This is a genomic window from Pseudomonas sp. AC247 (genome assembly GCF_979258015.1).
Genome location: NZ_OZ409829.1, coordinates 1,419,639 through 1,441,793, shown reverse-complemented (window position 1 = coordinate 1,441,793; position 22,155 = coordinate 1,419,639). Strand labels below are relative to the sequence as shown.

16 protein-coding genes and 1 pseudogene are annotated in these 22,155 nt (G+C 55.4%); 13 read left to right on the top strand and 4 right to left on the bottom strand.

The genetic code is table 11. The features are described 5' to 3' along the window. Positions 1-14: 14 nt before the first annotated feature. Positions 15-497 (bottom strand): hypothetical protein, encoded by a 483-nt coding sequence (locus ACZZ0B_RS06800; protein ID WP_463544671.1) that lies wholly within the window; start codon positions 495-497, stop codon positions 15-17. A 339-nt stretch (positions 498-836) separates the two neighbouring features. On the opposite strand from ACZZ0B_RS06800, the gene ACZZ0B_RS06795 reads away from it, so the two are divergent. The 4 genes from ACZZ0B_RS06795 (at position 837) to ACZZ0B_RS06780 (ending at position 6,657) form a co-directional block, all read left to right on the top strand. After that, positions 837-2,020 (top strand): IS3 family transposase gene (locus ACZZ0B_RS06795; protein ID WP_202949186.1). Its coding sequence is split into 2 segments (ribosomal slippage): positions 837-1,101 and positions 1,101-2,020, totalling 1,185 coding nucleotides; the frame shifts between segments, so codons are not numbered across the junction. A gap of 212 nt (positions 2,021-2,232) precedes the next feature. After that, the gene (locus ACZZ0B_RS06790; protein WP_463544670.1) at positions 2,233-3,102 is read left to right on the top strand and encodes an HET-C-related protein; all 870 of its coding nucleotides are present in this window, start codon (positions 2,233-2,235) and stop codon (positions 3,100-3,102) included. Positions 3,103-3,104: 2 nt separating this feature from the next. Then, entirely contained in the window at positions 3,105-4,235 is a 1,131-nt protein-coding gene (locus ACZZ0B_RS06785; RefSeq protein ID WP_463544669.1) for a hypothetical protein, read from the top strand. Between the two features lie 148 nt (positions 4,236-4,383). Next, positions 4,384-6,657 (top strand): nSTAND3 domain-containing NTPase, encoded by a 2,274-nt coding sequence (locus ACZZ0B_RS06780; protein WP_463544668.1) that lies wholly within the window; start codon positions 4,384-4,386, stop codon positions 6,655-6,657. 125 nt (positions 6,658-6,782) lie between these two features. Here ACZZ0B_RS06780 and ACZZ0B_RS06775 read toward each other — a convergent pair whose 3' ends face one another. After that, positions 6,783-7,832 carry a hypothetical protein gene (locus ACZZ0B_RS06775; protein WP_463544667.1) on the bottom strand — a complete coding sequence of 350 codons (1,050 nt, stop codon included), beginning with the start codon at positions 7,830-7,832 and terminating at the stop codon, positions 6,783-6,785. 80 nt (positions 7,833-7,912) lie between these two features. After that, positions 7,913-9,001 (bottom strand): hypothetical protein, encoded by a 1,089-nt coding sequence (locus tag ACZZ0B_RS06770; RefSeq protein ID WP_463544666.1) that lies wholly within the window; start codon positions 8,999-9,001, stop codon positions 7,913-7,915. Between the two features lie 247 nt (positions 9,002-9,248). Here ACZZ0B_RS06770 and ACZZ0B_RS06765 point away from each other — a divergent pair. From ACZZ0B_RS06765 to ACZZ0B_RS06725, 9 genes and pseudogenes are all read left to right on the top strand, one after another. Next, positions 9,249-9,341 (top strand): annotated as a pseudogene (locus ACZZ0B_RS06765) (hypothetical protein); the annotation flags it as partial. A 1,401-nt stretch (positions 9,342-10,742) separates the two neighbouring features. Next, on the top strand, positions 10,743-11,144 hold the full coding sequence (locus ACZZ0B_RS06760) for a PaaI family thioesterase (protein ID WP_158829009.1): 402 nt from the start codon (positions 10,743-10,745) through the stop codon (positions 11,142-11,144). Positions 11,145-11,224: 80 nt separating this feature from the next. Next, positions 11,225-12,217, top strand: coding sequence for an acyl-CoA desaturase (locus ACZZ0B_RS06755; protein ID WP_158829007.1), 993 nt, complete (start codon positions 11,225-11,227; stop codon positions 12,215-12,217). A gap of 13 nt (positions 12,218-12,230) precedes the next feature. Next, positions 12,231-12,506: an acyl carrier protein gene (locus tag ACZZ0B_RS06750; protein WP_008085377.1), complete on the top strand. Its 276-nt coding sequence runs from the start codon at positions 12,231-12,233 to the stop codon at positions 12,504-12,506. Beyond that, entirely contained in the window at positions 12,503-13,366 is an 864-nt protein-coding gene (locus ACZZ0B_RS06745) for a class I SAM-dependent methyltransferase (protein WP_463544665.1), read from the top strand. Before ACZZ0B_RS06750 ends, ACZZ0B_RS06745 begins: the two co-directional genes overlap by 4 nt. A gap of 25 nt (positions 13,367-13,391) precedes the next feature. After that, entirely contained in the window at positions 13,392-14,642 is a 1,251-nt protein-coding gene (locus ACZZ0B_RS06740; RefSeq protein WP_463544664.1) for a cytochrome P450, read from the top strand. Next, the gene (locus ACZZ0B_RS06735; RefSeq protein WP_463544663.1) at positions 14,626-15,393 is read left to right on the top strand and encodes a thioesterase II family protein; all 768 of its coding nucleotides are present in this window, start codon (positions 14,626-14,628) and stop codon (positions 15,391-15,393) included. Before ACZZ0B_RS06740 ends, ACZZ0B_RS06735 begins: the two co-directional genes overlap by 17 nt. After that, positions 15,375-17,072 carry a fatty acyl-AMP ligase gene (locus tag ACZZ0B_RS06730; RefSeq protein ID WP_463544662.1) on the top strand — a complete coding sequence of 566 codons (1,698 nt, stop codon included), beginning with the start codon at positions 15,375-15,377 and terminating at the stop codon, positions 17,070-17,072. Before ACZZ0B_RS06735 ends, ACZZ0B_RS06730 begins: the two co-directional genes overlap by 19 nt. A gap of 36 nt (positions 17,073-17,108) precedes the next feature. Beyond that, positions 17,109-17,552: a PaaI family thioesterase gene (locus ACZZ0B_RS06725; protein ID WP_008085372.1), complete on the top strand. Its 444-nt coding sequence runs from the start codon at positions 17,109-17,111 to the stop codon at positions 17,550-17,552. 117 nt (positions 17,553-17,669) lie between these two features. Here the strand turns inward: ACZZ0B_RS06725 and ACZZ0B_RS06720 are convergent, their stop codons facing one another. After that, on the bottom strand, positions 17,670-22,136 hold the full coding sequence (locus ACZZ0B_RS06720; protein ID WP_463544661.1) for a hemagglutinin repeat-containing protein: 4,467 nt from the start codon (positions 22,134-22,136) through the stop codon (positions 17,670-17,672). Positions 22,137-22,155 lie beyond the last annotated feature (19 nt).

The window sequence follows — 22,155 nt, the reverse complement described above, 5'->3', positions numbered from 1 at the left end:
GTGTGAAAAATGACCTATGGACTCTCATACAAAAGATGTTCGTCTGCGCCTTTTTGGCGAGCCTCCTCGAAGGCATCAAGTAACGCTTTGGCTTCCTCCGATTGTTGGATCAGGTAATTGCTCCGAAGCACCCTCCACCCCAGATTGGGGTGAGTCAAATTTTGATCAAAGAAAACGGAGGGCTTTCCCGTCTCCATGGCACCAAACTCATCGAGCGTTCTATAAGCCTGCATGTTCCAGCTGAGCTTCGCCAGCTCTATGGCTACCCAGTTCGCTTCAAGCGATGTTGTTGAGGCTGGTGCCGACTGTCCCCATTGGCGAAGGAGCCCTGCTGCGAACTCGTCGGCTTTCTCTTCATTTGCTTTCGCAAGACTTGGGTCGATGTTCAGTTGCGACAAGGCGCCGTTGGTAAATTCCGCGCCTGAAGTTCGCTTGCTCAGGTGACCAATTTCATGGAGCAGCATAAACGCCAGCAGGTACTTAGGTTCCAACGACATGCGTCCTTGCCCGGTAGAGTGAGCTCGCATCCATAACTCGAAGGCCATCCGATTAACAAAGATGCACCAACAGTCCCGCGGCACTACAGCAGGTGTCGAGAGGGTGCCAGAGGGCGAGGCCACTAGATAGACAGGCACAGATCGCCCATTGTCGCCGTCCCAGCTCCAGGATGGAGAGAGAACTGGTCCACTCGGCGCAGAGATTAGATTTGCGGACTTAATGGCCGACTCGAAAGCTGGCCATTTAGAGTCCGAGTGCTTCAAACCGCGAATGATGCAGTGGTCTAATTTCCCCGGACACCCCGATAGGTGGAAAATACATCTATCGAGGAGTTATTCATGACCAAAAAACGCAGGGCATTCGACGACAGCTTCAAGCTGCAAGTCGTGAAGATGATCAAGGATCAGGGGCTAACCGTTACGCAGGTTTGCCAAGATTTGAACATTGGTGAGACAGCCGTTCGACGCTGGGTTCAACAGTACGAGGCAGAGCAACTGGGGCAGGCCGGAATCGGCAAGCCATTGACGGCAGAGCAACAGCGCATCCGGCAATTGGAACAGGAAAATCGCCAGCTCAAGATGGATAACGACATCTTAAAAAAGGCTACGGCCTTCTTTGCCCGCGAGCTGAAGTAAGGTATCGACTGGTTCGGCAGCTGCAACAGAAGGCCTACTCAGTGACACATGTCTGTCGGTTACTGAGCATCAGTCGCTCGGGCTTCTATGAGTCGCAAAAGCGTGCTGATGCGCCCGTCCGGCAGAGTTGTCCTGTCGTTGTGCAACTCAAGGCGTCTTTTGCCGAGAGTGGTGGCTGCTACGGCAGCCGGCCCTTGCGCGACGCTTTGCGCGGCAAAGGCCTGTCTGTTGGGCTGTATAAAATCCGCCGTTTGATGCGTGCCAATGGGCTACGTTCGGCTTGGAAGCGCAAGTTTGTGCACACGACCGATAGCAATCATGATCTGCCGATTGCCGAAAATGTACTGAGCCGAAAATTTGATCCGGCGGCGCCAAACAAGGCTTGGGTGGCAGACATCACCTACATCCGCACCCGCAGTGGCTGGCTGTATCTGGCCGTGGTGTTGGACTTGTTTTCACGCAAGATCGTGGGCTGGTCGATGGCTCCGAACATGCCGGCAGAGCTGGTGTGCACTGCGATGCAACTGGCCATCGCACAGCGCCAACCGCCGCCAGGCCTGATTGCCCACTCGGATCGTGGCAGCCAATACGCGAGTGCAACTTACAGAGAGTTACTGGCAAGAAACGACATGCAGCAGAGCATGAGCCGTAAAGGTAATTGCTGGGACAATGCGGTGATGGAACGCTTCTTCCTGAGCTTGAAAATGGAGCGGGTATGGCGACGTGACTACGCCAATCATACCGAAGCGATCCGCGACATCACCGAGTACATCGTTGGGTATTACAACAACGAACGGCTTCACTCGAAACTGGGATATCTGCCACCGACAGTCTATGAGCGGGCGATGGCGTCAAAACCACCTATCGAGGTGTCCGGAATTAGTTGACCACTGCATGATTACTGGATCCTCCGCCGCGATCCCTTGCGACCCAAGAACACAAAACACACCAAGTCCTGCGACAAACGCAAGAGCGTGAGATACGCTTCTGTAGGCATAGGAGCAGTATTCGCTGGCCATTCAGGTTCTTGAGTCAGAATGTCTCTGAGGAGCATGGTGCGATCCTTCCAGCCGCAGCACAAGAGACAAGGAGAATAAGCATGCTGAGCCGAGCCATTGTGACTTTGGGGACGATTGCACTTTCCTGGCAATTGGCCTGTGCCGAAGATGCCTCGACAAAACCCCCGCCTCCGCCTGACATCCTGCCGTCCCTTGAACAGAGCAATCCGCCTGTCTTATGTATCGGATGCGATGAGCCATTCGACATGAGCACCCACAAAGAGGTGCTCGAAAGCTTAGCAGCGAACCCCTACCTCGCCGAACTGCGCAAGGCCCTCTACCAGCAAGACATCGCTCATCAATTCGAGTCCAAAGCGCATTTTGACAATTGCGATTTTGATTCCGCAATCACCTACGTTACGAGCCTGTTGGATGAAGCTGACGTAGAAGTGGGAACTGCGCAGAAGGCCAAGGACGTCGGAGACCTAAAAGCTATGGAGGCAGCCGCGGGTAGCGCTTTTTTTTCCATCGGACAGGCCTTGCATGCTGTGCAGGACTTTTACGCGCACAGCAACTATGTAGAGCTGCAAGCGCCCAAAGCCAAGAAGGTAACCGAGATTGAAGTTGTAGCGCCGTGGCGACCCAAAGGCCGTGATCGCATCAATGAACTTCGACAACAAGGCCTCTACTCTGGCTACGTCTTCTGGGGGTTTCCACAGAAGTGTCCAGCGAACACGACGTCGCATGGTGATCTTGCAAAGGATACCGCTACCACTAAGAGCGGAGCAAAAAAACTTCCTCATATGCAGAACATCAGCCAATACAAGGTGGCGGTGTTTCTAGCTAGAGAGGCCTCGTTGCAACTGATGGAGGATGCATTCAAGCGATGGCCCCTGCTCAAAGACCTGAATGGACAGCATTTAGCTTTTGAGACACTGGTAGATCGACGCGGCATCGACGGAAAGGAATGATCATGCGGATCGCACTGCAAGCGGTATTGGCTGGCTGGTTATTTTTCTCTCTCTCAGCAAATGCACAGGTAGTTCCAGCCTGCCGACTGGATAGCACCGCTGCTCAATTGGTTGCGGAGACTATCAAGCGGGCCGCACAGGCATACCGCGAGCTCGGAAAAACGCTGCCCTTTGACACTGTCGCCGTAAATCCGCGATCGGCCACAGATACGCCTAGCACTCTGACCGTCTACATCGTGTCCGACGCGAATTTAAGTAAAACAGACGCTAAAGGCTGCACTAGGCAATCAATGAGCAAGGAAGAGCCACTTGATGAACTGAGCGTGCGCGGCGGCTGCCTCATCGTTGCTGCCGACAAGATGGAACTCCGGTGTTCTTCGAGGGCAGTATCGTTATTCGCAGATGTTGGAGACAAACCAGATCGAGCCAATCCGGCGCTGTTATACGTGCTCGCCCACGAACTCGGTCATATCTATCAACGGCACACTGGTGAGTACGAGGGGCGGGTTGTCCGAATTGACCTGGCTCAGCCTCGTGAGATCAAGCTTCAGGCAATACAAACCTCATGTGATCCTGCCTCTACAACCAGAGAGGAAGAAGCAGACGCCTTAGCGGTGGATGTGATGAAAAAGCTTCTTCCAAAACCACCATACCGAGAGCCCCTTTTTTCTGAGCGCGGCTCTCTGCTCTGGAATGTGGACCAACTCGTGTTAACAGCTAATGATTGGCAACGACTCTCATTAGAACAGGAGTTCATTAGCCGTCCAGCGGTCCATAAAGCTTTCGTGCCGACCGAATTTCCGACGCCAAAGTCAACAGTAGAGGCCAACGCCCGAAAATTTGTTTGCGACACACTGAATGGTCGTAAAGGAAAGATCTATCACCCTCTGCAATCCACCACACACCCTTCCCTCGATCAGCGTATGGGACGTATAGCTGAGGCAATGAGGCTGATATCGGCCGATCTACCGGATGACACCAGCAAAACTCAGTTTAAATCAGTTGCACAGCTTCAGACCGAGTTGAGCCCTATTTTCAGCCATATTTACCGGGAAATGGCAGTGTACATGGATGCAGTCCAGGCAGACATTTGCACGATGGTGAATGCTCCTATGCCCCCCTCGTGCAAATAAGAGGCGACGCGATCCGCTCAGCCGTGAACTATCCAGAGAGCTAAGCGGATTGGTCCATTCGGAAGACCACTTCGGCTTAGATGTTCGGATGTAATCGGTGCTGATCTAGGGACTCAGTGATACGCGCACATGGTTTGGAGGCTTACGTATGTACGATTTGCACCGGCTCGGCTGGAACAGCTTTCAGCAACTTTGCCTCACCATAGCCCGTGAAGTATTGGGGCAGACAGTACAGACATTTCTGGACTCAAATGATGCCGGGCGCGATGGTGCTTTCGCTGGATACTGGACGATTACGCCTGGCCTGTGCTGCAGCGGGAAATTTGTCATCCAGTGCAAATTTTTAAGTAAACCTGGGGATCGCCTCACCAAATCTGACGTCACAGATGAACTGCCCAAGGTACGTAGGCTCGTAGCTGACGGTTTATGTGATGTCTATGTTTTGATGACGAATGCTGGGATAAGCGGAAAACAGGACCAGCAGATTCAATCAGCGTTGATTGAAGCCGGGGTCAAACACGTTCTAATTTACGGCCGCTCTTGGATCGAGGATCAAATCAAAGAAAGCACCCGTCTACGTATGCTCGTTCCCCGCGTGTACGGGCTAGGAGATCTGAGCCAAATTCTGGATGAGCGAGCCTACGCGCAGGCTCGTGCTGTTCTAGAGTCCCTGCGAGAAGACTTAGCTAAAGTTGTCATCACCGACTCATACCGAAACGCAGTCCGGGCCCTCGACGAACATGGCTTTGTGTTGCTCATCGGAGAGCCTGCTGCTGGCAAAACAACTATCGCCTCCATGTTGGCAATGGCTGCCGCCGATATGTGGAAATCTCAAGTGCTCAAGCTCGCCGACCCCGCAAAGGTCGTAGAGCGCTGGAATGTAGATGAGCCCTCGCAGTTTTTTTGGGTCGATGACGCATTCGGCGTAACGCAATATGAGTCTCCCTTGGTGCTAGGTTGGAACCACTCTTTGCCGCAGGTCAAAGCGATGCTGCGTCGTGGAGCTAAGATCGTTATGACCTCGAGGGACTACATCTACAATCGTGCCCGTCAGGAGCTCAAAGAAAGTGCCTTTCCACTTCTCAGTGAAAGCCAAGTCGTAATTGACGTTCACGATTTGTCCGATGATGAAAAACAACAAATTTTGTACAACCATCTCAAGCTGGGTAAGCAGCCTTTATCATTTCGCTCTGAAATCAAACAATACTTGGAACATATTGCGTCACACCCTCGTTTCATACCGGAAACAGCCAGACGCATTTCAGATCCTTTGTTTACGAAAAACCTATATTTGAGCCAATATCACTTGGTGCAGTTCGTTGAGAAACGCGAGCAACTTTTGCTTGAGGTAATTCAGGGGCTTGACTCGAAAAGCAAGGCTGCGCTCGGCTTAATTTACATGAGGAAGGATTCTCTCGAAAGTCCGATCACATTACAGGGAGCGGAGCCGCAAGCTCTGGAAAGACTCAACAGTACGTTGGGTGAGTGTATTTCTGCGCTTGATTCACTCAACGGCAGTCTTGTGGCTCAAGTGCTCATTGATGATCAACTGGTGTGGCGCTTCAAACACCCAACCATTGGTGACGCCTATGCCACTACACTCGCATTCAGCCCGGACTTGCTCGGAATTTTCTTGAGTGGCAGCTCAGTGGAAAACCTTACATCCCAAGTCACTTGCGGGAATATTGGGATTGAAAAGGCCGTTATCGTCCCCAGGTCTTTGTTCTCATTGATGATCGATCGGCTACGCGACTTCTCGTCTACTGAAAGATACAAAGTTCAGTGGCTTTCTTCATGGATGGCCCGCGATATTCTCTATCGTTTTTTGGCCAAGCGCTGTTCTAAAGAGTTCCTTGTCTTATATCTCGAAAACGATTCTGAAGTCCTGATGCGCATTGCAAAGCCAAGGCTAAGTCTAACCTTTTCTCCTGAAGTAGATCTCGTGGTACGCCTGCACGCATTTGGTTTACTGCCAGAGGAAATCCGTCTGGAATTTATTAGAGCTGTCAGCAACTATGCAGTCGAGGGTGACGATGTATCCGCACTGAATGATTCCGGCATGCGAGAGATCTTCACAGATGTTGAGCACGAGACACTTCTGGATTCAGTCCGGACTGAACTCCTACCCAGGCTGGCAGCACTGAGGAGCAACGCTGAAATGAATTATGATCAGACCCAACCACCCGATGAGCACATGCAGGGCCTTTTCGAAGCGTTTGATACGCTCCAAAACGTGTTTAGTAACCATGATGAGGCCATCAAGATCATTGAACGAGAAACCGCGTTAGCGAATGATTGGATCGCGGAAACGGAAATCCCCGAACCAAAAGTAAACCCACGGGTTCTCGGGGCTTTGGAACCTTCTGAAAAAAAACACGGTACGAGAAGCGTATTTGACGATATCGACGAGAGTGATCAATGATGATTTGAACACCCAGCCAGCGCCTCCAGATATTACTCTGGAAGCACTTCTGGGCATCGGGATACTTAACTCAATCAATTTTCTCGCTGCTATCATTCGGCATTCAGCCATCGATCTGCGGCTAGTCAATCGCGTTTCAAGCCTGGGCGTCGACGGCTAAGGAACCACGCCGCAACTACGTTCAATTCCGGTTGTTTGCGCCACCGCATTAGAGACAGTCCCATCAGTAGCCCAATCGCCCCAGAGATCAACCCTGCGGCTATCAACTCGAAGCTTGGCCAACCTGACAATTTAGCAATTATGGCCGCCACGCCACCGGCCATAAAACACCCAACGGGCCAAGCGAAAAACCGAAGCAGCTCAAATTGATATCCTTTTATGTCATGCCACTTGATCGAACTCCCGGCGACTCCACTTGTAATCTGCTTTTCAAACTCAGCCAGTTCTCGTAAATCTACTACTTCCCTTTTCCCTTGGGCGATCGCAGCACAAATCAGATCAAGACTGGGTACACCTTCGAGCGACTCAAAATTAGTGATTTCCTTCACGCCATAAGCGGACAAATACCAGCGAGTTATATCGGGTCGCTCGACTACTTGTAAATAACGCCCATCCAACAGTGCAAAATACCGCCAATACCGCCCGGATACTTTCACGATCTTTATCCGGTCAGGCGCTGGATAGCCAATTGGTGTTATCCGTGCAGCAATAGGCAAATCACCCTGATCACGCATGAAGGCAACACGATGCTTACCTTCATTGGCAACAAAGACACCCAGAGGCTGGTACCACCAATACTGAGCTCTGGAGAGCCCGTCATCGTGATGCTTGGAATAGTGTGCAATTCGCTCTGGGATCAAGTGTGGCGCGATATCCCGCGGCTTCCCCTTGATCGAAGCGCCCAAAACCTGACGACAATCCACCATAGCCTGGAAGTGCTCTCCCATTACCTCATCGCAGACATTTAGAAACGGAACGACCATCGATAGAAAATCAGATCCGAAAAAAGCGCAGGTGTTGGAAGATCCCATCCAATCGTTTTGAAAAGCCTGCAAGATCCCTTCGCGTGAATCCATATCCATTCGATATTTCAGATCACAAAGCATGCGCGAAACGTCTTTCATTCGTTCCAGGACTTGCAAGTCTAGAGTAAGACTAGCTGTTAAATTATCCATAACATCTCAACTTAAGTCTGGCACTGAGTATAGATAGTGAATCCAAAGACGTGATTCAACTTCCTTTTTCGCGGGCACACTCAGTCAATCAGCACTTTTCGCAGTTCCCCTTCAAGATGCTTTACGGCTGCATCGACGTTGGACAGCAAAGTCTCATCGAGAGGTCGGTAGCCACACACATGTCGGTACATCATCACATCTTTGGACATGCGATCTACATTGCGCCAATATGGAAGCGCCTCCATAGCGGACTCTCGGGCGAGCACAATGCGCATAGCGCTCGAGCCATTAAACGGTGTTGAGTACAGGTCTCTGCAAATCCGGTAGAGTTTGAGGTCATTGGTACCGACCCAGTTATCAAGCGAAAACTCCCCCACGTCGGTCTTAATCGTCGCGCCAAGGTCCTCTGACAAACTGGCTCCCCTAAGCCAGTGCAAATCCATTGCGCCGTTAAAGGCTGCTCGTTTGCATTTGCTGACAGTGGACTGCTGCTTCGTAAAATTTTCCTTTATATCCCCTCGTCTTAAGCGAACTCGATCAGGAAGCTTGTCTATATTAACATGCGAAATTTCCCAGAATGCATACTTGGCGATCTCAAGCTCAAAAGCGCTGATCAGGTCCAGCATGCCAGCCATACTGTGGAGATACACCTCAAATTTTTCTTCGGGACTCAATGACGGGTACGTTCGGCGGATGTTCTGCATTTGCAAAAGAGCAACGTAGGACAGACCGTATACACACCTTGCACCCTCGCTCAACTCTGTGAACTCCACCCAACGATCTGCGGAGTCTTCATCAAACTCTCTATGAGTAGACTCAAAGTCGTCTTTGTGACCGGGCCAAAACGCTGCACAAAAATTCTCGTATGCCCAGTTAGCCTTTGCGACACGATTTCCAGGCATCTCATGTGTCCCAATGGCGGTTAGGGCGACACCAGGAGCACACTGCAAAAACTTGATCAACGGGAGAAGTCCAACCGCTTCAGCTGCTGCCCTGGATGGCTTGGCTGGTAGTTCCTCCATTCTCTGCAACGTGCAGTTATCCAAGCCTATTTGAACAATACGCCCTTGTTTCAGCATGTCCTGAGCGTACTGCGGCGTAAGGACACGATGATCTTCATGGGGGTCACGACATGGCTTAATAAACTGAATGACTGATCTTTCGCTCAACTACAAATCTCCTAAAAATATACGACTGCAGCCCGAGCAGATTCGAGTCAGCGCCGCCTTGCCGTTCAATTGGCCTACTTTGCGGTACCTGGGATCTATAAAGCAGGTGGACTACAGATGCCTCTCTCTATAGTCAGCTCACTCCTGCGGCAGGTGAGGTAGATGAATGTAGGCTCCGGTTTTTCAGTTGCGCTACGCGGGCAGTCCTCTGTTCGTGGGCGCGAGCCAAAATATCCATTGTTGGATCACCGAATGCCTGCTGCAGGTCATTCGGCGCCATGCGCGCTCGGCCAAAAAGGAAGACCGTGCACTGTTTGAAACCTTACGGTTGCTGCAGTGAGGTAACCCTGCCGTTTTATGCCTGTTTCGCCAAGACGTCCTTGGGTCAAACCTAGCCGTAGGTCTCAACGCAAAGCGTTCGCTTTTGAGTATTTACTGCACGCGGCGGATGGCGGTTTGTGTCAGGCGAAGCCCCCAGTTCTCCGCAGACATAAACGGCATATTTCGAGGCAGAAGCAGCTCTTTTTACACCTATTTTCGGTGGCAGTAATTTTTCAATCGGGCACTCTTACAGGGAACCAACTACCGAGCGAATGTACATGCTTATACGAATGACCGCCGTTGCAGTCCTCATCGCCCTTTCAAGCACCGTATCCGCGTCGGATGATTTGCCGCAGCTATCAGACGGGGTAATCACCATTCGAAAAACGGAAAATGGCGTTATCGTTAATGCTTTCCGCCACCTTAATGGTAGCGACCAACGAGACACTACAGGACCTATCACTGGAGTCCCCCCGTCGGGGTTCGGCACCTTTCGACTGCGATTCGAGGACTGCGGCGTGATTGAGTTTATGCAGGTAGAAACAGGCGTTGTCGAAGGACTTGAAATCGGTCGAGGTCGAACTAAACAGTGCCAAGTCACGAACTGGGACAAACGATGGCGCGTAACCCACGAGGATGCCTGATTAAAAGACTCGATCCTGATTGATCAAGGCTTCCTAGGTTCTGCGCAAAAGCCCTTGAGATGTTCTAACGGATCAAACCCTCCATCTACCCATAATGGCCTCGAGTCCTTGTTCGGTATGCCATATTGTACGCAGCTGATTTTCGTAGCTCAGTCCGTTCGTTTGAGCGCATCGAGTAAATGAAGAAACGGATCGAGGCCGTAGACGGGAAAAAAAACCAGCCGAAGCTGGTTCATTTTTTTCGAAAATTTCAAAGGTTTTTATCAACAAAACTGAAAACCTAATGAAGCAGTCCTGTCAAAAAAAGTGCGCAACTTATTGATTTTATAAACCATGAAGAATCATATTTTTTGAAGGCCCACAGCGACTGTCGCATTCAGAAATGATCGCCTTGCACCTGAGTTAGAGCGGTCGCGCTTTCAACGCTAAAAAACAACAGGCAAACCGATTTGACAAGCCCGGATCCGCTGCTACGTTCATGCGACTGCTTAATATCATGGACGATAAAATGACCGTCGCCCCGCTCAACAGAGGATCGATCAGCTTGGCAGGCGCTCACTATGACGCCGCCGCTATCGTTCTTCGTCGTGGTCTGTCCATAGACCAAAGCCTGCTCAGCGCTATCAATCGTCCACTCGCCAGATCGCCGGCGTTGCGCACTGCAGTTCGTCGCCGACTTCTTCCCTGAACAATCAACAGGCTATTAGCCTGCGCATTACCGTGATCCAGAAAAATATAAAAACCCATGTGCTTATTAAAATAAAAAGGAGCGCGAAATGGATATTCCGCACAGTTTCGAACCGTTGTTCAGAACCAGCCCCTTCCTCGATCTGCTCGGTCCGTTCTTTTATCGCAAAGATGCCGAAGGCTTGACCATTGGCATTCGTGTAGAAGAAAAACACACCAATGCGCGCGGACTCGCCCATGGCGGGTTGTTCATGGCGCTGGCGGATGTTGCCTTGGGCTACAACACCGCTTTCTCGAAAAATCCCCCGCTCAAACTCGTCACCACGACACTCACCACCGACTTTGCCGGCTCGGCCAAGATCGGCGACTGGCTGGAAGCCAGCGTTGACATTCAAAAGACCGGCAGCCGCCTGGTGTTCGCCAATAGCTATATCAGCGTTGGCGAAGAGCGAGTGGTGCGGGCCAGTGCGTCTTTTCTAGTCGTCAGTTGAGGCGACAGCACCGTTACTGTCCATAACGAGAGTAACGGTCACCTCTAGCGTATATACGATTTGTCACGGAGCGATTGACGATGGACAGTGCTGCGCGTTTACCCGAGCTGGATCAGATTCCGCAAGATAAAAGCCAAACCAAAGATGTAAAACGCAAAGCGATCAGCAGCCCGTATTTCCATCGACTGCAACGCAAGCATTTTTTAATGTTCGATGTGCTTCCCGTACTGGGTGTCATCCTGGCGGGAATAATGGCGTTTTACATTCCGGTCAGTGGCGTCGATATCGGACTGTTTATCGCCTTCTGGGCGTTGACCGGAATCGGTGTCAGTGTCGGTTACCACCGGTATTTCACGCACCGTTCATTCAAGGCCAGGCCTGCCGTCGCTGTGGCCCTGACAATCCTCGGTTCGATGGCCGGGCAAGGCGCCCTGCTGTCGTGGGTCGCCATGCATCGGCGTCACCACGAATTGAGTGATCAGCCGGGAGATCCGCACTCGCCCAACCTGCAAGGCCCCGGTTTCAAAGGCCTGATCAAAGGGCTGGTGCACTCGCACTTCACCTGGATGAAAGAACACGACTACCCCAATGTCGCCTACTACGCGCCGGACCTGATCCGTGATCCGCTCATTGCCAAGACCGCGCGGCATTACTACACCTGGGTGATTCTCGGGCTCGTCGCCCCGGCCATCCTCGGCGGCCTGCTGAGCCAGTCGTTGTGGGGCGTGGTGAGCGGTTTCCTGTGGGGCGGCGCGGTCAGAATGTTTGTCGTCGGCCACATCATCTGGTCCATCAACTCCCTGCTGCACCGCTTCGGCACCCGCCCCTATCAATCCAGAGACCACAGCCGCAATGGTGGCCTGTTCGGCTTATTCACCTTTGGCGAGTCGTGGCACAACAACCACCATGCCTTTCCCGAATCACCTTCTTTCGGGCTGCAATGGGCGGCCTTCGATCCCGGCTACTGGTTTATCCGTGGCTTGAGCCTGGTGGGGCTGACCTGGGATCTACGCGTGCCCACCGTGCAGCGCAGAACCAGTCGCAAAAAAAGAAACGTCCAAACCCAACAATAAGGAACACTCGATCATGACCGCCTATGAATCTGCTCCGATCACAAAAGAACTGGCTATCCAATGGTGCAAAGGCCAGATCAGCCAACTGCTCAATGCGCCCGGCAGCACTATTGACGAAGATAAAGACTTCAGCGAGTTGGGACTCGACTCGTCTCTGGCCGTGTCGTTGCTGATTGAGATCGAACAGGAATACGGCGTGGAAATTTCCGCAGAAGAATTGTTCGATAACCCCAACATCACAGCGGTCGCCGAACTGATCATCGCTGGCGCCGGGAAGTCGGGAAAATGAACGACCTGACCGCCGAACATCGATTGCAACAAGAGTCGAAAGCGATACGTCATCACTACGATGTCGGCAACGACTTTTTTGAGCTCTGGCTCGATCCGACGCTGTCCTATTCCTGCGCCGTGTGGGCCGACAGTGAAACGCTGGAAAGCGCGCAAACGCAAAAAATCGACTATCACCTTGAAGCGATAGGCGCGAAAAACCTGCAATCGGTGCTTGATATCGGCTGTGGCTGGGGCGGTGTGCTGGCGGCCCTGGAGAAGTTGCCCAACATCAAGCACGCCGCCGGTTTGACGCTCAGCGATGAACAAGCGGCCTATGTCCGCAGCCAGGCCTATTCGAAAGTCTCTGTGGAGATCAAAAACTGGCAGGAGTACGCCCCCGCCGAACCGTTTGACGGGATCATTTCCATCGGCGCGTTCGAGCACTTCGCCTCTCCCGCCGACAGCGTGGAGGAAAAAATTGCCATTTACCGGCGTTTCTTCACGGCCTGTCGTGACTGGTTGAAACCCGAAGGAAGACTGTCGCTGCAGACCATCGCTTACGGGGCGATGTCCCGGGACCAGGCCAGCCGTTTTTTCAATGAAGACATATTTCCCAATGCCGATCTGCCGACCCTGGCAGAGATCGCCAAAGCGGCGGAAGGCATTTTCGAAATCCAACGGGTCGACAACGGCCGGCTGGATTACGCAAGAACCTGTGAAGAATGGTATCGCCGCTTGTCCGCCAACAAAGCCGTGGCGACACAACGTGTCGGCGAGGCGATTGTGGCGCGTTATCTGCGCTATCTGAAGATGTCGGCTTATGGATTTCAGTTCGGCAAGATCCAACTGCTGAGACTGCAACTGCAAGCCATTCGATAATCCATCTGGTGGAAGGAACCTCACGATGTCTGATGGTGCTCAGGGCCAACTGTTGTCCTCCGGCAAACCGCCGCAATTGCCGCGTTTCAATCCTTTTTCCGCTGAATTTCGTGAGACGCCGTACGCGGTTTACCGTCAATTACGCGAGCTGAACCCGCTGCACAAAGTGCTCGGGATGTGGGTCGTCACCCGGCATGCCGACGTCATGAGCATCCTGCGTGACCGCAGCTGCAACGCCAGCATCATTCCCAGACAGGACGATAACCAGGCGGCGCGGTTTGGTCGCGACAACGCGCCGTTTCAGCGACTGGCCTACAAATCAATCGTCTTCACCGAGAACCCCGACCATCATCGTTTGCGAAAGATGATGAACATCGCTTTCTCGGCCGTGGCCATCGACGGCTTGCAAGACTCGATTGAAGTGATAACTCAAGCGCTGCTGCAAGACGCTTACAAGCACGGCGGCATGGACATCATCGCGGGCTTGGCGCAGCCCTTGCCGCTTCGCGTGATGTGCGAATGGATCGGCTTACCGGCTGAAATGCACGCGACCATCGATACCTGGACCCATGCCATCCGCTTCCTTCTGGAACCGGGATTGATGGTCAAAGACGACTTCGAAAAAGTCAGCCAGGTGCTCGATGAATACATGGCCTATCTGTCCGGCGTGATCGCCGAACGCAAGCGCAACCCGAAACAGGATCTGATCAGTCAACTGCTGGCCCTGGAAATCGACGGCGACCGCCTGACCGACGAAGAGCTGATCTTCGTCTGCATCATGTGTTTCGTTGCCGGCAATGAAACCACTAAAAGTCTGATCGGCAACGGCATTCATGCCTTGCTTGAACAGCCCGATCAATTGCAGTTGCTGCAAGACCGACCGGCGCTGATTGCCGGTTGTGTGCAAGAGGTGCTGCGCTTCGAAACGCCGCTGCAACACACCAAACGCTTCGCCACCAAGGATCTGCTCCTGGATGGCCAGACCATCAAGGCCGGTGATCAGATTCTGCTGTGCCTGGGTTCCGCCAACCGGGATGAACAGGTCTTTGCCGGGGCCGAGCGCTTCGACATCGAGCGCAGGACCAAAGGCCATCTGGCCTTCGGCTACGGCATGCACGGTTGCCTCGGCGCGTTATTGGCCGAGCGGCAGATGCAGACCGTGCTGCAACGATTGCTGGACGGGCCGCGCTGGGTGCGTCGTGACGAAAAGCCGTCGTGGCAGGCAGGCAGTTTCATCGTTCGCAGCCTGTCCTCCCTCGATGTCCAGTTTGTATGACACGCTCAGGCAGGTTGAAATGCACACACCGACACGCTCGCTGATCTGTTTCCCTCATGCCGGCGGCAGTAACGCCACGTACAACGGATGGGGATCGCGTCTCGCCGATTCCGTTCGAAGAATCAAACTCGCCTGCTTTGACAGCCCTGCGCATCGCGCCCGGTTTACCGATGTCGACAGCCTGTCGGCGCAAATCGCTGAACAGCTGCGCCACGAACGCCAGCCACTGGCGTTTTATGGTCATAGCATGGGGGCGATATTGGCTTATGAGGTGGCCTGCAAGCTTTCACTGGTTAATCCGCACCAGGTTGCGCACGTGTTTGTTTCGGGCCGACGCGCGCCGCAGTTGGCCGCTCGACTCGCGCCGATCCACACCTTGTCCGACTCGGCGTTTCTTGGCGAGCTGATCGCCTACGGCGGCGTTCCGGCCGCGATCGGCAACAACAACCGAATGTTGAATGCACTGTTGCCGGTCATCCGCAGCGACCTCGCCCTGGTAGAGCGTTATGACTTTGAGCCGGCGCGCAGACTGAATTGCCCGATCACGGCCATCTACGCCACCCACGACCCGGTGGTTGAAAGTGCTGAGCTGATGGCCTGGCGCGAACGCACCACGGGCGCCTTCCATCTCCATGAATCGAGTGGCGACCACTTCTTCCATTCCTCGCAACCCCAAGCGTTGGTCGACATCATTCATCACGCGCTGAACGCTGACGGCACCCGGAGGGCTGAATGCAAAAGTTTCGCGTGATGACCGACTGCCTCGACCGCCATAACGAGCAATGCCCGGATAAACCGGCGTATATTTTTCTGTCAGAAAAACTCGCGCCGGAAACACAGCTGACCTTCGCCGAGCTGAGAAACCAGGCGAGGCAATTTGCCGGGCGGCTGTTACAAACCACACAAAAAGGTGACCGGGCGTTATTGATCTTCCCCGCCGGGCTGGATTTCATCGTCGCGTTTCTCGGCTGCCTGTACGCGGGTGTCGTCGCCGTTCCCCTGTGCCCGCCCAACAAGAAGCGCTCGCAACGCACCCTGCAAGGCATCATCGATGACTGCTCGCCGCGCCTGATCATTACCCTCAAAGCCTTGAGCAGTGCGCTCAAGGATCCCGAGCAGCAACCATCGCCGTTGTGGCTCGAAACGGACCACTGGCCAGACGCGCAACCGCTGGACCTGACGGCGCTATGGCCGAGCGTGGAGGCGCAGGACCTGGCGTTTATTCAATACACCTCAGGCTCAACGTCCGCGCCTAAAGGCGTGATGGTCACGCACGCCAATATCGTTGCCAATCAGGCGATGATTCGCCAGGCGTTCGGCCACGACCCCGACTCTACCGTCGTCGGTTGGGTGCCGCATTACCACGACCAGGGCCTGATCGGAAATATCTTGCAGCCGCTGTACGTTGGCGCCACCAGTGTGCTGATGTCGCCCGTCACCTTCATGCGCTGGCCACTGCGTTGGCTTCAGGCGATTTCCCTGTATCAGGCGCGCACCAGCGGCGGGCCCAACTTTGCTTTTGGTGCCTGTGTCAAAGCGCTGGAACGTGAGCCGGACATCGAACTGGATCTGCGCAGCTGGCAACTGGCGTTCAACGGCGCCGAGCCCATTCGCATCGAGACGCTGCAAGCGTTCGCAACGGCCTTCCAGCGATTTGGCTTTGATCCGGCAGCCATGTATCCGTGTTATGGCCTGGCCGAATGCACGTTACAAGCGGCGGGCGGCATCAAGGGAATCGGCGTGAAGACCCTCGATGTCGACGGGCCGGCGCTGCGCGAGGGCAAGGTTGTGCCCAGCGATTCGCCCTTCAGCCAAACGCTGGTGAGCTCAGGCGCAGCGTTGCCGGGCACACATATCGCGATCGTTGACCCCGTCAGCGGAGGCGCCTGTGCACAGCTGGCCATCGGCGAGATCTGGATAGCCGGCGCGCATGTTGCGCGGGGCTACTGGCAGCGTGAATCGCTCACCGCGGAAACTTTCTCCAACCGGTTATCAGACGGTATTCAACCGACCTATTTACGTACCGCCGACCTTGGTTTTATTCACCAGGGGGAGCTATATGTAACGGGGCGAATAAAAGACATGGTCATTATTCGCGGCAAGAACTATTACCCCCAGGACATCGAGCACAACGTGTGGTCCGCACACCAAGGCCTGGAGCATTCTGCTTGCGCGGTATTTTCGCTGCCCGATGCTGAGGACAAGTTGATCATTGTTCAAGAAGTACGCCGGGAGTGGCGCAAGAAAATGCTTGCCGACGACGTTATCCCGCTGATCCGTCAGGCCGTGGTGGTGAACAATGAAATAACGCCCTACGACATCGTTTTACTGATGCCGGGGAAACTGCTGAAAACCAGCAGCGGCAAAATCATGCGCAACGCAATACGCGCTCAGTACATGGATAAAACACTCGAGCGATGGCTCGGTTAGTGTCGTTCATCAATGCAGACGTTAAGGATAAAGACCATGGAAGATTTCACTGCAAGCAACCCTGATTTCGACAAACATGTTCAATTCGCCGTACTCAGTATGCCGGCGGCAAAACTGCTGGGTTTCCATTACAACTTCCTCAAACCCGGCCACTGTGAAATCGAGCAGCCCACGCGCAAGGAACTCACCCAGCACAACGGCTACTTCCAGGGCGGCATCATCGGCGCCCTGGCTGACTTCGCCGGTGGTTCTGCCGCAGGCACCCTGCTGCCCCCCGGCTGGATCAACATGACCACCGATTTCACCGTCAAACTGATCGCCCCCGCCGACGGTGAAAAGCTGCTGGCACGAGGACGCGTGATCAACGCCTCGCACAACACCACGGTGGCGGCTGCCGATTTGTTTGCGGTGAAAGAAGGCAAGGAAACACTCTGCGCGACCGCGCTGGTCACGATGCGAAATATTCCGTTGAAGGCATGAGGACGAAATAAAAAAGGCGCGAGCCTGCTCGACTTCGCGGTATTTCAGAGCCCAATGGCTTGGCTGAAATAACGCGATCGCGAGCAGGCTCACACCTTCAGGTTTGACGGTGGTCCTTTAGCCTTTGTGGTCGATACCGGCCTGCAGGGTCTGGCTGTCCAGGTGCCCGCTGAGGGTGACCGGACCGACTTTCAGGTTGCCGTTTTCAAGGGAAACCCTGGGCACGTTTTCCTCGGTTTTTTGTGGCAGGTCCAGCCCCGCTTTTACCCCGAAGTCACGGTTGTTCAGCTCGGTGCTGCTGACCTTGGAGCCGCCCAGATCAACCTTGCCCTCAGCCGACGAAATCCGCGCGCCGGTCAACTGCGTGGCGCCGCCCACTGCCAGGTTCACACCTTGGCTGCCACTGAGGCCGGACGCCTGCGTGACGCTGTCCTTGTGCGCGTATTCACCCTGCGCTTTCAGTGTCGGTTTGTAATCGGTGCCGGCAAGTTTTTCCTTGTCGCCCGGTGGATTTTTCTTCGCGGTCAGGCCCAGGTCGACCTCGACTTTGGCCTGGTTGCGGCTGTCCTGACGGCTCTCGACAGTCAGATCGCCAGCGACGTGGCCGCTGACGTTTTTCGCCTCGATGCGCGCGCCCGCCAGTTGTGCATCACCGCCACTGTTGAGCACCACGGTGTCAGCCTTGATCTGGCTGTTCTGCTGGGTGGTGCCTTGCGAGTAATCGACACCAACCTTGGCCCCGGCATTGAAGCCGTGATCGCTGCTCGCTTGCTCATCAGCAGCGGTCGGTTTCTTGCTGCTGAGGTTACCGCCGGCATTCAGCGCGACATTCCAGTTATTGCGGCTGTCGGTCGACTGCGCCGACTCCTGCACGTAACCGCCCTTCTGCGCATCGATGCTGACGTTCGGCGCGCTGACCTGGGTGCCTTGCAGGTGCACCGCATCGCCACTCAATGCGATACCGCCCGAAGCATTGAGCTGCCCACCGCTGAGGGCTTGCGAATGCTCATTGATTTGGCCGATGTTGAAGTTGCCACTGAGATTGCCGCCCTGATCGCGGCTCTTCTCGCTGCTGGTTTTGCTGCCGCCGCCCTTCAGGCCACCGCCCAGATTGCTGCCGGTAGCGTTGTGCGTGGCGGTGGCCGCTTGCAGATCGAGCTTGCCGTCGGCGTGCAAATCGATAGCACCCGCGCTGTCGATCTGCGTGCCTTGCTGGACCTGATTGCCGCCGCTGCTCAACTGCACGCCATTGCCGCTGATACTTGCCACGTGCGCTTGAGTGTCAGTGGTTTGCTTGCCGGTGTGATCGAGTTGGAACCCGGCGCCGAGGTCAACGTTGGTGCCGTCGGTGCCCGGCAAGGTGCCGACCGTCAGCGAGCCATTGCCGCGCAGGCTGCTGTCGCTGCTGTGTTGACGATCAGTGGCCTGATTCAGCGCCATATCACCGCCGGTGTGGATGTTAACGCCACCCTTACCGCCGTCGAAACGGTTGCCGGCGAATTGCGCATCGCCCGCAGTGTTGATGTTTACGCCCTGGCTGCCGGCATAAGCGCCGACCACGGCGGTGGACGTGTCTTTGCTGGTGGTACTGCTGCCACCCGCGCCGCTGCCGGCAACGTTTACGTCTTCGCCGGTTTTGGTGTAGACGCGCACGTCGACCTTGGCGTCGACCTTGTTGTCGGTGCTGCTGTGAGTGTTGCTCGCGGCATCGGCGACCAGGGTGTCGGCGCTGATGTTCACTTTGCCGGCGCCGGCATTGTACTGCGTGCCCTGGTCGTGCAGCGTGCCGGCGACCTTCACGTCGACAGTGCCGCCGTCAAAACGGCTGACCACGGCGTTGCTGTTTTGCTCGGTGTTGCTGGCGCTGCCATGGCCCACCGCAACATCGATACCGACGTTCGGTTGACCGAGATTGGCCAGCGCGTCTTTGTCCGGCACCTTGCCGGCGAGCACGTCCTTGACGGCACCGGCGATCGGCCGGGCGATGTCCTTGTACTCGACATTCGCGCCAACATCCGCCGACCAATTGCTCTCGCTATGGTGGCTGCTTTCAGTGTTGCTGGCCGCGCGATTGTCGACTTCGTTGGCGGCGACATTCAGACCGTTACCGGCCTTGAGTTGCGCCCCCTCGGTCGTGACTTTGTCGGCATTGATGGTCAGGCTACCGCTGCTCTGCACCTGGGTGGTTTGCGCGGTGGTTTTGTCGGTGCTGTCCTGCGCCGTGCTGTGGGCAAAATCGACGCCACTGCCGGCACGGTCAAGGCCGCCGGTGTAGTAGAAACCGCCGCCGGTGCTGCTGTTCTCGGTGGAGGTTTTATGGCTGTCTTGCTCAGCCAGCAACGAGACATTTTTGCCGGTCAGCGTGGTATCGCCTGCGCTGGAGTTGACCTCTGCGCCCTTGATCGTCACATCGCCGCCAGCGTTCACCTGAACGCTGGCGCCAGTGAGGCTTGAGCCTTGCTGGGTGACGTCGTTGCGGGTCACGGTTTGCTGCTTGTCTTCGTAATGCACGCCGGCGCGATATTGCTCCGGGCTCTGCTCTTTGGCGTAAGCATCGAAGCCACGGGTTTGCGTGGTGGCGCTGCTGTCAGCGGTGTTCTGCGCAGCATGCACATTGACATCCCCTGCCGCGTCAGCTGTCAGCGCACCGCCAGCCTTGACCGTCGAGCCGGCCACTTCAATGTCCTTGGCGCTCTTGAGCTTGAGATTGCTGTCAGACACCAGTTCGCTGCGCACCGTGGTGCTGTCCTGGCGGTTCTGCCGCGACTCGTCTTTGGTGATGCCAAAGAACTTGCTGTCCTTGTCGTGGTTGTTGCTGTGCGAGGTGTCCTGCACGCCGTCGATGATCAGCGAGCCCTTGTCGCTGATCACGCTCGCCTCCGTGCCACCGCGCACCTGGCTGCCGCTGATGCGCACATCATCAGCCTTGACGATCAGTTTGCCGGCGGCGTTGATCTTGCTGCCCTGATGCTGGGTCTGGCCTTTGTCGGCATCGCCGGTCTTGCCGAAGAAACCACCGCCGACCAGGTCACCGGAATAACGGTTGTCGCTGCTGCGGTTGGTTCGTGTCGCCGTGGTGATTTCTACCTGTTTGCCGGCCAGTTGCACGTCGCCCGAGCTGTTCAGCTCGGCGCCTTCGGAGCGCAAAAGTCCAGCAGTTTGCAGGGCGATGTTGCCGCCCTTCAACTGGCTGGTGACGCTGCGCTGTTCTTCGCTACTGGTGTTCCAGTCGGCTTTCCACAGGTGTTTGCGATGGTTGCCCTGATCGGTCTGCGTATGGCTGTCGGTGGCGGCGGTCAGGCGCAGATCGCCGCCACTTTTGACCTCGAGCGTCTTCGCCGCTTCGACTTTGGCCGCTTTCAGTTCAGTGTCTTGGCCGGACGACAGCTTGACGTCGCGGCTGGCGACGATCTGGCTGCCGTGCTGACGCGATTCGCTGTCGGTCTGGGTGCGATCGTAGGTTTCCCAGGTGATGCCGATGGTGCTGTTGTTCCAGTTTTCACGCTTTTCCTGAAGCTTGCGGCTTTCGACCGTACTCAGGGTCAGGTTGCGCTTGGCGTCGACCGCAACGTCGCGGCCGCTGACATCGGTGGCCGCCAGGGTCAGGTCTTTGCCGCTGTGCAAGCCGACATCGCCCTGACTGCTGCGAATCCCGGCGCGGGTGACGTCGAGGCTGTTGGCTACGGCTTCACCGCTGACCGTGAGGTCACCGGCAGAGCGAATCTGCACGCCGTCACGACCGGCGACTTGCACCGCCCCCACGCGCACACCGGCACCTTCGGCGGTGCTGACAATGTTGATGCGCCCGGCTTGCATCGCACCGAACAGGCTGGCGTCGATGCGTTGATCAGCCGTGTTGCCCGCCGGGTCCACGGTTTTCACCTGGCCGCTGGCGTAATCGACCTGATTGCGGCCGACCGTGAGGTTCAATTGATCGCGCGCGCTGATTGCGCCCTGGCTGTCGATGCGCGGGGCGATCAGGTTGATCGAGCCCTCAGCGTTACGCAGACCACCGCCCTGAATCTGCAACTGACCGCTGGCGTCGCGGGTGTTCAGGCTTTGCAGTTTGCCGTCGACCAACTCCGGACGACCGACCAGCAGATTGGCGTTTGGCGTGTTGATGAAACTGCCGCCATTGACCGAGATGCCGTTAGGGTTGGCCAACACGTAATCGGCAGCACGGCCGAAAATTTCCTGCGCGCCATTAATGGCCGACGGGTTGCGGCTGATCACTTCGTTGAGGATCACGCTCGCCGCTTGCCCCTGCAGTTGCGGGTTGGCCGCCAGTTGCCCGGCGAGCTGCGATTGCCCGGCCTGCAAGGCATTGTTCAGCACCAGGCCCTGCCGGTCGACGTTGTAGTCGAGGAACTGGTTATGCGACAGGCCCGAGCCGTTGGGCGCGACGATGTTGACGATGGGCACACCGCCCTGGACTTGCAATTGCGCGGTGCCGCCGGGGCCCGGTGCGACCACGACGCCGCCGGCCATCGCGCTCGGCAGGTGCACGGCGAAGAACAGGCTGGCAATCGCCCAGCGCAATTTGCCCCGTGGCGAAAGATGAAATGCAAAGGTGTGGGCTGGCATAAAAACGTCTCCATGTGAG

What these genes read in the sequence shown, in the direction of transcription:
- ACZZ0B_RS06800 (WP_463544671.1), bottom strand. Translation starts at nt 497, where the DNA reads ATGTCGTTGGAACCTAAGTACCTGCTGGCGTTTATGCTGCTCCATGAA.
- ACZZ0B_RS06790 (WP_463544670.1), top strand. Translation starts at nt 2,233, where the DNA reads ATGCTGAGCCGAGCCATTGTGACTTTGGGGACGATTGCACTTTCCTGG.
- ACZZ0B_RS06785 (WP_463544669.1), top strand. Translation starts at nt 3,105, where the DNA reads ATGCGGATCGCACTGCAAGCGGTATTGGCTGGCTGGTTATTTTTCTCT.
- ACZZ0B_RS06780 (WP_463544668.1), top strand. Translation starts at nt 4,384, where the DNA reads ATGTACGATTTGCACCGGCTCGGCTGGAACAGCTTTCAGCAACTTTGC.
- ACZZ0B_RS06775 (WP_463544667.1), bottom strand. Translation starts at nt 7,832, where the DNA reads ATGGATAATTTAACAGCTAGTCTTACTCTAGACTTGCAAGTCCTGGAA.
- ACZZ0B_RS06760 (WP_158829009.1), top strand. Translation starts at nt 10,743, where the DNA reads ATGGATATTCCGCACAGTTTCGAACCGTTGTTCAGAACCAGCCCCTTC.
- ACZZ0B_RS06755 (WP_158829007.1), top strand. Translation starts at nt 11,225, where the DNA reads ATGGACAGTGCTGCGCGTTTACCCGAGCTGGATCAGATTCCGCAAGAT.
- ACZZ0B_RS06750 (WP_008085377.1), top strand. Translation starts at nt 12,231, where the DNA reads ATGACCGCCTATGAATCTGCTCCGATCACAAAAGAACTGGCTATCCAA.
- ACZZ0B_RS06745 (WP_463544665.1), top strand. Translation starts at nt 12,503, where the DNA reads ATGAACGACCTGACCGCCGAACATCGATTGCAACAAGAGTCGAAAGCG.
- ACZZ0B_RS06740 (WP_463544664.1), top strand. Translation starts at nt 13,392, where the DNA reads ATGTCTGATGGTGCTCAGGGCCAACTGTTGTCCTCCGGCAAACCGCCG.
- ACZZ0B_RS06735 (WP_463544663.1), top strand. Translation starts at nt 14,626, where the DNA reads ATGTCCAGTTTGTATGACACGCTCAGGCAGGTTGAAATGCACACACCG.
- ACZZ0B_RS06730 (WP_463544662.1), top strand. Translation starts at nt 15,375, where the DNA reads ATGCAAAAGTTTCGCGTGATGACCGACTGCCTCGACCGCCATAACGAG.
- ACZZ0B_RS06725 (WP_008085372.1), top strand. Translation starts at nt 17,109, where the DNA reads ATGGAAGATTTCACTGCAAGCAACCCTGATTTCGACAAACATGTTCAA.
- ACZZ0B_RS06720 (WP_463544661.1), bottom strand. Translation starts at nt 22,136, where the DNA reads ATGCCAGCCCACACCTTTGCATTTCATCTTTCGCCACGGGGCAAATTG.